The following is a 12931-nucleotide window of genomic DNA, read 5'->3' as shown; positions in this document are numbered from 1 at the left end:
GTGAATTCCCGAGCACGAAGAGCCGACGCGCTACCCCTCGCATGCCCACACTGGGCACGAGGGGTTTTTTGTTGCCGCAAGGCAGCGCGTGCAGCGCACCGCCGGCTAAATCCCTCCGAGAACTCCGAGCAGTCCCGATAGGAATCAGCAGATGACTGAGCAGGCAGCAACGCCCGTCCCGCCGCACGCGGGCCCAGAACCGATGACCGGTGCCCAGTCGCTCATCCGCTCCCTGGAAGCGGTCGGCGCGGAGACGGTGTTCGGGATCCCGGGTGGCGCGATCCTCCCGGCCTACGACCCGTTGATGGACTCGGTGAAGGTCCGCCACATCCTGGTCCGCCACGAGCAGGGCGCGGGACACGCGGCGACGGGTTACGCGCAGGCGACCGGCAAGGTCGGCGTCTGCATGGCGACGTCCGGTCCGGGCGCGACCAACCTGGTGACGCCGCTGGCGGACGCGTACATGGACTCCGTCCCGGTGGTCGCGATCACCGGTCAGGTGGCGTCGAAGGCGATCGGCACGGACGCCTTCCAGGAGGCGGACATCTGCGGCATCACGATGCCGATCACCAAGCACAACTTCCTGGTGACCGACCCCTCGGAGATCCCGCGCGTGATCGCGGAGGCCTTCCACATCGCCTCGACCGGGCGGCCGGGGCCGGTGCTGGTGGACATCTCCAAGGACGCGCTGCAGGCCCGGACGATCTTCCGCTGGCCGGTCGAGCAGCAGCTGCCGGGCTACCGTCCGGTGACCAAGCCGCACGCCAAGCAGATCCGCGAGGCGGCCCGGATGCTGGCCACCTCCAAGCGCCCGGTCCTCTACATCGGCGGCGGCGTGCTCAAGGCCCAGGCCACGGCGGAGCTGCGGATCCTGGCCGAGCTGACCGGCGCCCCGGTCGTCACCACGCTGATGGCGCTGGGCGCGTTCCCCGACAGCCACGACCAGCACCTGGGCATGCCGGGCATGCACGGCTCGGTCGCCGCGGTCACCGCGCTGCAGAAGGCGGACCTGCTCTTCGCGCTGGGCACCCGCTTCGACGACCGGGTCACCGGTCGCCTGGACACCTTCGCCCCGTTCGCCAAGATCGTCCACGCGGACATCGACCCGGCGGAGATCGGCAAGAACCGCACCGCAGACGTGCCGATCGTGGGCGACGCCCGCGAGATCATCGCCGACCTGATCGTCGCGGTCCAGCAGGAGCAGGCCGCGGCGAAGGAGGGCGAGGCCCGCTTCGAGTACGACGCCTGGTGGGAGCAGTTGAACACCTGGCGCAAGACCTACCCCGTCGGCTACGACCCGGCCCCCGAGGGCATGCTCAGCCCGCAGCAGGTGATCGAGCGGATCGGCCAGAAGGTCGGCTCCGACGCCATCTACGCGGCGGGCGTGGGCCAGCACCAGATGTGGGCCAGCCAGTTCATCACCTTCGAGAAGCCGGGCACCTGGCTCAACTCCGGCGGCGCGGGCACGATGGGCTACGCGGTCCCGGCGGCGATGGGCGCGAAGGCGGGCTGTCCGGAGTCGGCGGTCTGGGCGATCGACGGCGACGGCTGCTTCCAGATGACCAATCAGGAGCTGGTCACCTGCGCGCTGAACAACCTGCCGATCAAGGTCGCGATCATCAACAACGGCTCGCTGGGCATGGTCCGCCAGTGGCAGACGCTGTTCTACAACGAGCGCTACTCCAACACGGTCCTGCACGCGGGCCCGGAGCACGACGGCAAGGGCCCGTCGGCGGGCACCCGGCTGCCGGACTTCGTCAAGCTGTCCGAGGCGATGGGCTGCCACGCGCTGCGCTGCGAGCGCCCGGAGGACCTGGACGCGGTGATCGAGAAGGCGATGGAGCTGAACGACGCACCGGTCGTCATCGACTTCATCGTCCACCAGGACGCGATGGTCTGGCCGATGGTCGCCGCGGGCACCAGCAATGACGAGATCCTGGCCGCGCGCGACGTCCGTCCGGACTTCGGCGACGAGAACGACTGAGACGAAGACGAAGGGGCCACGAAAGCCATGTCCAAGCACACCCTCTCCGTCCTGGTCGAGAACAAGCCGGGCGTCCTCGCCCGGATCGCGGCACTGTTCTCCCGCCGCGGGTTCAACATCGACTCCCTGGCGGTCGGACCGACCGAGCACCCGGACGTCTCCCGGATGACCATCGTGGTCAACGTGGAGGACCTTCCGCTGGAGCAGGTCACCAAGCAGCTGAACAAGCTGATCAACGTGATAAAGATCGTCGAGCTGGACCCGACCGCGTCGGTGCGCCGCGAACTGATGCTGGTCAAGGTCCGCGCGGACGCGGAGACGCGCTCGCAGGTGACGGAGATCGTCCAGCTCTTCCGCGCCAAGACGGTCGACGTCTCCCCGGACGCCGTCACCATCGAGGCGACCGGCAGCGGCGACAAGCTCGAGGCGATGCTCAAGATGCTGGAGCCGTACGGGGTCAAGGAACTCGTGCAGTCCGGCATGGTCGCCATAGGTCGCGGCGCCAGGTCGATTACCGACCGTTCCCTGCGTTCGGTCGAGCGATCGGCGTAGCCGATAGGGGCGCGGGGAACTGCGCGACAAGCCACCGTGTGTGGTGAGTCGCCGAACGCGCAGGGCCGTCCTCACAGGGTGGTTGCTCGCGCAGTTCCCCGCGCCCCTGGACAGTGCAGCCGCGCCCCCGACCTGCATCTACGTGTGAGACGCTAATCTCACCCTCTGAGACTCCACCGTCCCGAAAATTCCTTCGGCGTACGGTGTTCCCAAGGAATCCATCCCGCAAGGAGAAGCCAGCGATGGCCGAGCTGTTCTACGACGACGACGCCGATCTGTCCATCATCCAGGGCCGCAAGGTCGCCATCCTGGGCTACGGCAGTCAGGGCCACGCGCACGCGCTCTCCCTGCGTGACTCCGGGGTCGACGTCCGCGTCGGGCTGCTGCCGGAGTCCAAGTCCCGTGCCAAGGCCGAGGAGCAGGGTCTGCGCGTGGTCACGCCGGCGGAGGCTGCGGCCGAGGCCGACGTGATCATGATCCTGGTGCCGGACCCGATCCAGGCCGACGTTTACAAGGAGGTCGTGGAGCCGAACCTGAAGGCGGGCGACGCCCTCTTCTTCGGCCACGGCCTGAACATCCGCTACGGCTTCATCGAGCCGCCGGCGAACGTCGACGTCTGCATGGTCGCCCCGAAGGGCCCGGGCCACCTGGTCCGTCGCCAGTACGAGGAGGGTCGCGGCGTCCCCTGCATCGTGGCTGTCGAGCAGGACGCCACGGGCAAGGCCCTGGAGCTCGCGCTCTCCTATGCGAAGGGCATCGGCGGCACCCGTGCCGGCGTCATCAAGACGACCTTCACCGAGGAGACCGAGACCGACCTCTTCGGCGAGCAGGCCGTCCTGTGCGGTGGCACCGCCGCGCTGGTCAAGGCCGGTTTCGAGACCCTGGTCGAGGCGGGCTACCAGCCCGAGATCGCCTACTTCGAGTGCCTCCACGAGCTGAAGCTCATCGTCGACCTCATGTACGAGGGCGGCCTGGAGAAGATGCGCTGGTCCGTCTCCGAGACGGCCGAGTGGGGCGACTACGTCACCGGCCCGCGCATCATCACGGACCAGACCAAGGCCGAGATGAAGAAGGTCCTCGGCGACATCCAGGACGGCACCTTCGCCAACACCTGGATCGCCGAGTACAAGGCCGGTCTGCCGAAGTACAACGAGTACAAGAAGGCCGACAGCGAGCACCTGCTGGAGACCACCGGCAAGAAGCTCCGCAAGCTCATGAGCTGGGTCGACGACGAGGCGTAAGTCGCCTCTTCCGCGGGGGCGGTCTTCGGACCGCCCCCGCGGCTTTGTACGGAACGTATGGTCCCGTGCGGGTGATTCTTCCGCTCGGGCGATCGGCGGATGCGCCTCCGCCGATAGACTCAATTCTGCGCGTCAGGCTCACAGCGTCGTGCGTCTCCAACGCGGCATGCCACCCTCCCCCTCCATGCCGTCACCGCAACGCGGGTGCCACCCCCATCGCACGGCTTCGGGGACACCGGACAGTAAGGACCACTGTCGTGAGCAGCAAGCCTGTAGTTCTCATCGCCGAAGAGCTCTCCCCCGCCACCGTCGACGCGCTCGGCCCGGACTTCGAGATCCGCCACTGTGACGGTGCCAACCGCTCCGAGCTGCTCCCCGCGATCGCGGACGCGGACGCGATCCTGATCCGCTCGGCCACCAAGGTGGACGCAGAGGCCATCGCCGCCGCCCGCAAGCTCAAGGTCGTCGCCCGCGCCGGTGTCGGCCTCGACAACGTGGACGTCCCGTCGGCCACCAAGGCCGGCGTCATGGTCGTCAACGCGCCGACGTCCAACATCGTCACCGCCGCCGAGCTGGCCTGCGGCCTGCTGATCTCGACGGCACGTCACATCCCGTCCGCCAACGCCGCGTTGAAGAACGGCGAGTGGAAGCGCAGCAAGTACACCGGCGTCGAGCTGGCCGAGAAGACCCTCGGCGTCGTCGGCCTCGGCCGGATCGGTGTGCTCGTCGCCCAGCGGATGTCCGCCTTCGGCATGAAGGTCGTCGCCTACGACCCCTACATCCAGGCCGCGCGCGCCGCGCAGATGGGCGTCAAGCTGCTCCCGCTGGACGAGCTGCTCGAGGTCGCCGACTTCATCACCGTGCACCTGCCCAAGACGCCGGAGACCATCGGTCTGATCGGTGACGAGGCGCTGCACAAGGTCAAGCCGAGCGTCCGCATCGTCAACGCCGCCCGTGGTGGCATCGTCGACGAGGAGGCGCTGGCCGCCGCGCTCAAGGAGGGCCGGGTCGCCGGCGCGGGCCTGGACGTCTTCGTGAAGGAGCCCTGCACCGACTCGCCGCTCTTCGGCTTCGACAACGTCGTGGCCACCCCGCACCTCGGCGCCTCCACCGACGAGGCGCAGGAGAAGGCGGGCATCTCGGTCGCGCGCAGCGTGCGGCTCGCCCTCGCGGGTGAGCTGGTACCGGACGCGGTCAACGTCCAGGGCGGCGTCATCGCCGAGGACGTCCGTCCGGGCCTGCCGCTGGCCGAGAAGCTCGGCCGTATCTTCACCGCGCTCGCGGGCGAGGTCGCGGTCCGTCTGGACGTCGAGGTGCGCGGCGAGATCACCCAGCACGACGTGAAGGTGCTGGAGCTGTCCGCCCTCAAGGGCGTGTTCGAGGATGTCGTCGCCGAGACGGTCTCCTATGTCAACGCCCCGCTGTTCGCGCAGGAGCGCGGCCTCGAGGTACGGCTGACGACCACCAGCGAGAGCCCCGAGTACCGCAACGTCATCACCGTCCGCGGCACGCTCACCGACGGCCGCGAGGTCTCGGTCGCGGGCACGCTGACCGGCCCGAAGCGCCAGCAGAAGATCGTCGGCGTCAACGACTTCGACGTGGACGTCGCCCTGACCGACTACATGGGCTTCTTCCGCTACGAGGACCGCCCGGGCGTCGTCGGCACGCTGGGCCGCCTGCTGGGTGACGCGGGCATCAACATCGCCGGCATGCAGGTCTCCCGCGAGGCGGAGGGCGGCGACGCGCTGGTCTCCCTGACGGTCGACAGCGAGATCCCGCAGGGGCTGCTCGGCGAGATCGCCGCCGAGATCGGCGCGCAGTTCGCGCGCAGCGTGAACCTGTCCGCGTAAGCGGAACCTTCGCTCCGCAGGTAGTTGCACTTTCAGGGGCGCGGGGAACTGCGCGACAAGCCACCGTGTGTGGTGAGTCGCCGAGCGCGCAGGGCCATCCACACAGGGTGGTTCTCGCGCAGTTCCCCGCGCCCCTGATGCGCTGCATGGTTCCTCGTCGCCGCAAAGGTCAGGCCGGCTCCCCGCCGACGTTGGCGTCCAGCCAGTCGTTCAGCGGCCTCGTCGCCTTGAGGAACTGCACCAGGCGCTTCTTCGCCTCCGCCGTGCCCAGCCACGGTTCGACCGGCCACTGGCGCCACGCAGCAACGCTCTTGTTGCGCAGCAGTTCGATGCGTGGGTGGTCCTTCGGGTAACCGCGCGGCGCACTCTTCAGGCGGTCGCGGGACATGAGCTCGATCTCGCCACCGCGCGTCAGCTTCGCGAGGACCGCCTCCAGCGCAGCGCCCCGCCGGTCGTCCGATACCGCCGCGCGGTAGCGCGCCAGCTGGTCGGGGGACATCACATAGCGGCCGCTCCCCGCGCCCAGGCCGTCGGCCGAGAGTTGGACGTAGCCGCCTCCCTCCAACACCGCGCCGATGTGGGTCTTGTACGGCGACTTGTCGGCCGAGAAGCGGACGTCGCGGTAGGGGCGGAAGATCTTGCCCTCGCCGTACGCGGGCGCCAGCTCCTCCAGGAGCTGTTCCAGCGGCTCGCGCACGCAGCGCTCGTACGCGTCCTTGTGGGACGTCCAGTAGGTCTTGGAGTTGTCGGCCTCCAAGCCCTCGAAGAACTCGAGGGCCTCCGCCGGCCAGCCTTGGAAGCTCATGATCACCCGTCCAGGGGACGCGCTGTCTCGGATAGTAGGAAATCCAAGTATCTCTGGAGACAGTTCGACGAGCTTGTCGTACCGTGAAATGCATGCAGTCGGACTGTCTGCCGTATCCACGGCCGGTTCCGACTCGGCCCCAGTACAGGTGACCCCTGTCCGGCCCGCTTTCCCCAGAACGGACCGCACACACCACAGGAGTCTCCCCATGAACGCTCCGAAGCCGCGTACCCGACGCACCCCGCACACCACCGCCGAGCGCGCCCAGGCAGCCGCTGCCCTGCAGCGGGCGCTGGACCGCCGGGACAACGGCGGCGTCACCGGACACCAGGACGGTTCCGCCCACTAGATCCGACGGGCCGTCCAGAGCCGATGCATCGTCAGTCGTCCGGATGGCGGACAGTACGGTGTCAGCCAATGGACCCGGGAGTATGGTCTCCGCATGTCTCGCACTCTCCGCCTTGCAGTGATCCCTGGTGACGGAATCGGCCAGGAGGTCGTTGCTGAAGGACTGAAGGTCCTCTCCTCGGCCCTCCCCGCCGACGTCAAGGTGGAGAGCGTCGAGTACGACCTCGGCGCCCGCCGCTACCACGCCACCGGTGAGACCCTGCCGGACAGCGTGCTCGACGAGCTCAAGGGCGCGGACGCCATCCTGCTGGGCGCCATCGGCGACCCGTCGGTGCCGTCCGGCGTGCTGGAGCGCGGGCTGCTGCTGAAGCTGCGCTTCGCCTTCGACCACCACGTCAACCTCCGTCCGGGCAAGCTCTTCCCGGGCGTGCAGTCGCCGCTCGCGGGCGACCACGACATCGACTTCGTCGTGATCCGCGAGGGCACCGAGGGCCCGTACGTGGGCAACGGCGGCTCGCTGCGTACCGGCACCGAGCAGGAGGTGGCCACCGAGGTCAGCCTCAACACGGCGTTCGGCATCGAGCGCGTCGTCCGCGACGCGTTCGCCCGGGCGCAGGCGCGTCCGCGCAAGAAGCTGACCCTGGTGCACAAGAACAACGTCCTGGTCCACGCCGGCCACCTGTGGAAGCGGATCTTCGACCGGGTCGGGACCGAGTTCCCCGAGGTCACCACCGACTACCTGCACGTCGACGCGGCGACGATCTTCTTCGTCACCCAGCCCGAGCGCTTCGACGTCATCGTCACCGACAACCTCTTCGGCGACATCATCACCGACCTGGCCGCGGCCGTCACCGGCGGCATCGGCCTGGCCGCCTCGGGCAACATCAACCCCTCCGGCGCGTTCCCGTCCATGTTCGAGCCGGTCCACGGCTCCGCCCCGGACATCGCCGGCCAGGGCAAGGCCGACCCGACCGCCACCGTGCTGTCGGTCGCCATGATGCTGAGCCACCTCGGCTACGCGGAGCAGGCCGCGGCGATCGAGTCCGCCGTCGCCGACGACCTGGCCGACCGCGCCTCGCTCACCGCTCCGCGCACCACCTCGGAGATCGGCGACGCGCTCGCCGCCCGAGTAGCCGGCTGACCCGCCGGCCCCTCACGTAGTACCCAGCACCGGGCCGGCGACGGCCCGGTGCTGCGCGTTTGTGCGTGTCATCCGATACACCGGCTGTCGCTGCCGCCCCCATTAGTGCGACCATCGACCGTGGGAACCGCCCTGGTCGAGGTTTCCGCAATGACGACACGGTGAAGGACAAACGTCGATGACCTCCCTCTCAATCGAGCTCAAGCCCTCGGCTCACCCGCTCTCCGCCGCCGAGCGCGAGGCCCGCCTGGCCTCTCCCGGCTTCGGTCGCTTCTTCACCGACAACATGGTGACCATCCGTTGGACCGAGGGCCGGGGTTGGCACGACGCGCAGCTGGTGCCCTACGGCCCGCTGGAGATCGACCCGGCCAACATGACGCTGCACTACGGCCAGTCGATCTTCGAGGGCCTCAAGGCCTACCGCACCGCGGACGGCCGGATCCAGACCTTCCGCCCGGAGGCCAACGCCCGCCGCTTCCAGGCCTCCGCCGCGCGTCTGGCCATGCCGGAGCTGCCCGAGGAGCTCTTCGTCGCCGCCGTCGAGGCGCTGGTCCAGCAGGACCAGGCGTGGGTGCCGGACCAGGACGAGGCCAGCCTCTACCTGCGTCCGTTCATGTTCGCGACCGAGGTCGGGCTGGGCGTCCGCCCGGCCAACGAGTACCTGTTCATGGTCATCGCCTCGCCGGCCGGCGCCTACTTCCCGGGCGGCATCAAGCCGGTCTCGGTCTGGATCTCCGAGGAGTACGTCCGCGCCGCGCCCGGCGGCACGGGCGCGGCCAAGTGCGCGGGCAACTACGCCGCCTCGCTGGTCGCCCAGGCCCAGGCCGCCGAGAAGGGCTGCGACCAGGTCGTCTGGCTGGACGCCGTGGAGCGCCGCTGGATCGAGGAGATGGGCGGCATGAACCTCTACTTCGTCTTCGGCGAGGGAGAGAACGCGAAGATCGTCACCCCGGAGCTGTCCGGTTCGCTGCTGCCGGGCATCACCCGCGACTCGCTGCTGAGCATCGCCGCCGACCTCGGCTACGCCACCGAGGAGGCGAAGATCTCCACCGACGAGTGGCGCGCCGGCAACGCCGACGGCACCCTGACTGAGGTCTTCGCCTGCGGCACCGCCGCCGTGATCACCCCGGTCGGCTCGGTCAAGTCCGCCAGCGGCGACTGGACGGTCGCCGACGGCAACCCGGGCCCGATCACCACCAAGCTGCGTGAGACCCTGCTGGCGCTGCAGACCGGCCGCCGTGAGGACACCCACGGCTGGATGCACCCGATCGTCTGACACCCCGGTCACCAGGGAAATCACCAGGTGAATCACCGGAGGTGACACCACTCGTCCGGGTGGCGGGCCGCGCATCTTGCCATGCGAGATGCGCGGCGCCTTTCGTTCCGCGCTGTGTCAGACTGCGATCGTGCCAACGTTCGCACTGATTACCAGCTGCAGCGCGCCGGTCTGAGTTCGCAGGAACAGACCAGCGTGCAGACCTCTCGCATCCGCGGGGGGTCTTTTTCGTTGAACGGGCAGCCCCCGACAGGAGACCACCGGCCATGACCCCCCTCAGCGACGACTTCCACGTCTTCGACACCACGCTGCGCGACGGAGCCCAGCGCGAGGGCATCAACCTCACCGTCGCCGACAAGCTCGCCATCGCCCGGTACCTCGACGACTTCGGTGTGGGTTTCATCGAGGGCGGCTGGCCCGGGGCAAACCCGCGCGACACCGAGTTCTTCGCCCGTGCCGCGAACGAACTCCAGCTCGGCAACGCCCAGCTGGTCGCCTTCGGTGCCACCCGCCGGGCGGGCGGCAAGGCCGCCGAGGACCCGCAGTTGGCGGCCCTGGTCAACTCCGGTGCGCCCGTCGTCACCCTCGTCGCCAAGTCCCACGACCGCCACGTGGAACTGGCGCTGCGCACCACGCTGGAGGAGAACCTGGAGATGGTCCGCGACAGCGTCGCGTACCTGCGCGCCCAGGGACGCCGGGTCTTCATCGACTGCGAGCACTTCTTCGACGGCTACAAGGCCAACCGGGACTACGCGCTCTCCGTCGTCTCAGCCGCCCACGAGGCGGGCGCGGACGTGGTGGTGCTCTGCGACACCAACGGCGGCATGCTGCCGGGCGGCGTCCGCGAGATCGTCGCCGACGTGCTGGCCGCCACCGGCGCGCGTCTCGGCATCCACGCCCAGGACGACACCGGCTGCGCCGTCGCCAACACCCTTGCCGCGGTGGACGCGGGCGCGACCCACGTCCAGTGCACCGCCAACGGCTACGGCGAGCGGGTCGGCAACGCGAACCTCTTCCCGGTCGTCGGCGCGCTGGAGCTCAAGCACGACCTCCGGGTGCTGCCGGAGGGCCGCCTGGCCGAGATGACGCGCATCTCGCACGCCATCGCCGAGGTGGTCAACCTCGCGCCCTCCACCCACCAGCCGTACGTCGGCGTCTCCGCCTTCGCCCACAAGGCCGGCCTGCACGCCTCGGCGATCAAGGTCGACCCCGACCTCTACCAGCACACCGACCCGGCGCTGGTCGGCAACAGCATGCGGATGCTCGTCTCCGACATGGCCGGACGCGCCAGCGTCGAGCTCAAGGGCAAGGAGCTCGGCTACGACCTGTCCGCCGACCGCGAGTTGGTCGGCCGCATCGTCGACCGGGTCAAGGAGAAGGAGCTGGAGGGCTACACGTTCGAGGCCGCCGACGCCTCCTTCGAACTCCTGCTCCGCGCCGAGGCGCACGGCGGTGCGGACCGCTTCTTCACCCTCGAGTCCTGGCGGGCCATCGCCGAGCAGCGGACGGACGGCACCGTCGCGAACGAGGCCACGGTGAAGCTCTGGGCGAAGGGAGAGCGCATCGTCGCCACGGGGGAGGGCAACGGCCCCGTCGACGCGCTGGACGGGGCTCTGCGGGCCGCGGTGGGCCGCTTCTACCCGCAGCTCGCCAAGCTGGAACTGACGGACTACAAGGTCCGCATCCTGGAGGGCCAGCACGGCACCGGGTCGCAGACCCGCGTCCTGATCGAGACGACGGACGGCGAGGCGACGTGGTCCACGGTCGGTGTCGCGGAGAACGTCATCGTCGCCTCCTGGCAGGCCCTCGACGACGCCTACACCTTCGGCCTGCTCCGGTCCGGTCTGACGCCGTGAGGTAGCGAAGGGGCGCGGGGCAGAGCCCCGCGCCCCTGAAGAACGTGCAACTACCAGCGGCAGCGCGGCGGTTACCGCAGGCGCGCCAGCAGCGCGTGCTCGACGAGCGTGATCAGCGCGGACTTCGCGCTGTCGCGGCGGCGCGCGTCCGTCGAGATGATCGGCGTCTCGTGGTCGAGCTGCAGCGCCTCCCGCACCTCCTCGGGACTGTGCGTCTGGCTCCCGTCGAAGGTGTTGACCGCGACGATGAACGGCAGGCCGCTGTTCTCGAAGTAGTCGATCGCGGGGAAGCAGTCTGCCAGGCGGCGGGTGTCCACCAGGACGACGGCGCCGATGGCGCCGCGGACCAGGTCGTCCCACATGAACCAGAAGCGGTCCTGGCCCGGTGTGCCGAACAGGTAGAGGATCAGGTCCTCGTCCAGCGTGATGCGGCCGAAGTCCATGGCGACCGTGGTCGTCGTCTTGCCGCTCACGTGGCTGAGATCGTCGATCCCGGCGGAGGCCGAGGTCATCACGGCCTCGGTGCGGAGCGGGTTGATCTCGGACACCGCGCCGACGAGGGTCGTCTTGCCCACGCCGAAGCCGCCCGCCACCACGATCTTCGCGGAGGTCGTACTACGGCCCCCTGTCGCAGCGGGGGCAGTCGGCCTAGAGCTTGCGTAGTCCACTGAGCACCCTTTCGAGCAGTGTCACATCAGGCGTTCCGCCGGATTCGCCCCCGGCGGCGGGCTGGTGGATCGCGACCAGGCCGGACTCGGCCAGGTCGGCGACAAGGATTCGGGCCACCCCGAGCGGGATGGACAGCAGCGCCGAGATCTCGGCCACCGACTTGATCTCCGTGCACAGCCCGCAGATCCGCTGGTGTTCCGGCAGCAGCGTGCCGATCCGCTCCGGCGCGGCCGTCGTCGAGACCAGGGCCTCGATGGCGAGCTGGTAGCGCGGACGGGTCCGGCCGCCGGTCATGGCGTAGGGCCGGATCAGCGGCTCCTCGTCCTGGGGCTCCGGCTCGGGCGTCGGAACGCGCCCCATGCCGCGGTGCATCGAGCTCTGCTGCTGAGACGGCCAGTCCTGCTGCTGGTCCTGCCAGTAGCCGGACTGACCTCCGTGGCCGACGGGCTGGTCGTAGCCGGGATACCCAGGGGCGGCGCCGTAGCCGCCGACGGGACCGCCGAACGCGTCATGGCCTGTACCGGGGTAGGCAGCGCCGTACTGGCCGTTCTGGTCCTCTGGCGGTGTCACGGTTCCTCCTCACACTTAACGACGTGGCATTGCGGCTAACTGAGCAGCTGCGCCAGTGGAGTTGACGCCGCTTCACTGCGGATGCGGTGCTGTTCGAGTGCTGCGGTCGTGCGGGTGGTGCGGGGTGGTGCTGGCTCGTGCGCTCGTACGAGTCCTACGAGGCTTGTGTGATTGTTGCGCGTCTGTGCGGGTACTGCGAAGTAGTTCGGGAGATCAGTGCAGCAGGCTGCCCTGGAGTTCGGCGCGGAGCGCCGGCGTCAGCACCGTCCCCGCGCGGTCGACGAGGAGGGCCATCTCGTAGCCGACCAGGCCGATGTCGCTGTCGGGGGAGGAGAGGACGGCGAGGGAGGAGCCGTCGGAGACGGCCATGATGAAGAGGAAGCCGCGTTCCATCTCGACCACGGTCTGGGTGACCTTGCCGCCTTCGAAGATCCGGGAGGCGCCCTGGGTCAGCGAGGTGAGGCCGGAGGCGACGGCGGCGAGCTGGTCGGCGCGGTCACGCGGGAAGCCCTCGGACATGGCGAGCAGGAGGCCGTCGGCGGAGACCACCACGGTGTGCGACACCCCGGGGGTGTTGTCCACGAAGTTGGTGATCAACCAGTTGAGGTTCTGGGCCGCTTGGCTCATCTGGCTCATCTT

The 12931-nt window shown here is 69.2% G+C and carries 12 protein-coding genes; 8 read left to right on the top strand and 4 right to left on the bottom strand.

Features of this window, described 5'->3' with window-relative positions; genetic code table 11:
* The first annotated feature begins 151 nt into the window (after positions 1-151).
* The 4 genes from ABH928_RS00515 to serA all read left to right on the top strand — a co-directional run bounded on the left by ABH928_RS00515 (position 152) and on the right by serA (position 5627).
* Complete coding sequence (locus tag ABH928_RS00515; protein ID WP_370060777.1) at positions 152-1984, top strand: acetolactate synthase large subunit; 1833 nt, start codon at positions 152-154, stop codon at positions 1982-1984.
* A 27-nt stretch (positions 1985-2011) separates the two neighbouring features.
* Positions 2012-2536, top strand: coding sequence for an acetolactate synthase small subunit (gene ilvN, locus ABH928_RS00510; RefSeq protein ID WP_370060776.1), 525 nt, complete (start codon positions 2012-2014; stop codon positions 2534-2536).
* 242 nt (positions 2537-2778) lie between these two features.
* Positions 2779-3777 carry a ketol-acid reductoisomerase gene (gene ilvC, locus ABH928_RS00505; protein ID WP_370060775.1) on the top strand — a complete coding sequence of 333 codons (999 nt, stop codon included), beginning with the start codon at positions 2779-2781 and terminating at the stop codon, positions 3775-3777.
* 257 nt (positions 3778-4034) lie between these two features.
* On the top strand, positions 4035-5627 hold the full coding sequence (serA, locus tag ABH928_RS00500) for a phosphoglycerate dehydrogenase (protein ID WP_370060774.1): 1593 nt from the start codon (positions 4035-4037) through the stop codon (positions 5625-5627).
* Positions 5628-5796: 169 nt separating this feature from the next.
* On the opposite strand, the gene ABH928_RS00495 is transcribed toward serA, so the two are convergent.
* Positions 5797-6432 carry a DUF2461 domain-containing protein gene (locus tag ABH928_RS00495; protein ID WP_370060773.1) on the bottom strand — a complete coding sequence of 212 codons (636 nt, stop codon included), beginning with the start codon at positions 6430-6432 and terminating at the stop codon, positions 5797-5799.
* A 208-nt stretch (positions 6433-6640) separates the two neighbouring features.
* Here ABH928_RS00495 and ABH928_RS00490 point away from each other — a divergent pair, with 208 nt between their 5' ends.
* The 4 genes from ABH928_RS00490 (at position 6641) to cimA (ending at position 11053) form a co-directional block, all read left to right on the top strand.
* A complete protein-coding gene (locus ABH928_RS00490; RefSeq protein WP_370060772.1) occupies positions 6641-6781 on the top strand; it encodes a hypothetical protein in 141 nt (46 codons plus the stop codon).
* A gap of 93 nt (positions 6782-6874) precedes the next feature.
* Entirely contained in the window at positions 6875-7921 is a 1047-nt protein-coding gene (locus ABH928_RS00485) for a 3-isopropylmalate dehydrogenase (RefSeq protein WP_370060771.1), read from the top strand.
* Positions 7922-8099: 178 nt separating this feature from the next.
* Positions 8100-9197 carry a branched-chain amino acid aminotransferase gene (locus ABH928_RS00480; RefSeq protein WP_370060770.1) on the top strand — a complete coding sequence of 366 codons (1098 nt, stop codon included), beginning with the start codon at positions 8100-8102 and terminating at the stop codon, positions 9195-9197.
* Positions 9198-9463: 266 nt separating this feature from the next.
* Positions 9464-11053, top strand: coding sequence for a citramalate synthase (gene cimA, locus ABH928_RS00475; protein WP_370060769.1), 1590 nt, complete (start codon positions 9464-9466; stop codon positions 11051-11053).
* Between the two features lie 71 nt (positions 11054-11124).
* Here cimA and ABH928_RS00470 read toward each other — a convergent pair whose 3' ends face one another.
* From ABH928_RS00470 to ABH928_RS00460, 3 genes are all read right to left on the bottom strand, one after another.
* Positions 11125-11721, bottom strand: a complete 597-nt coding sequence (locus tag ABH928_RS00470) for an ATP/GTP-binding protein (RefSeq protein ID WP_370060768.1) — start codon at positions 11719-11721, stop codon at positions 11125-11127.
* On the bottom strand, positions 11702-12292 hold the full coding sequence (locus ABH928_RS00465; protein WP_370060767.1) for a DUF742 domain-containing protein: 591 nt from the start codon (positions 12290-12292) through the stop codon (positions 11702-11704). Before ABH928_RS00465 ends, ABH928_RS00470 begins: the two co-directional genes overlap by 20 nt.
* A gap of 213 nt (positions 12293-12505) precedes the next feature.
* Positions 12506-12919 carry a roadblock/LC7 domain-containing protein gene (locus ABH928_RS00460; protein ID WP_370060766.1) on the bottom strand — a complete coding sequence of 138 codons (414 nt, stop codon included), beginning with the start codon at positions 12917-12919 and terminating at the stop codon, positions 12506-12508.
* Between the last annotated feature and the right edge of the window lie 12 nt (positions 12920-12931).

It is taken from the genome of Streptacidiphilus sp. MAP5-3, from assembly GCF_041262505.1.
Lineage (GTDB): Bacteria > Actinomycetota > Actinomycetes > Streptomycetales > Streptomycetaceae > Streptacidiphilus.
This window is presented reverse-complemented; position numbering and strand designations above follow the sequence as displayed.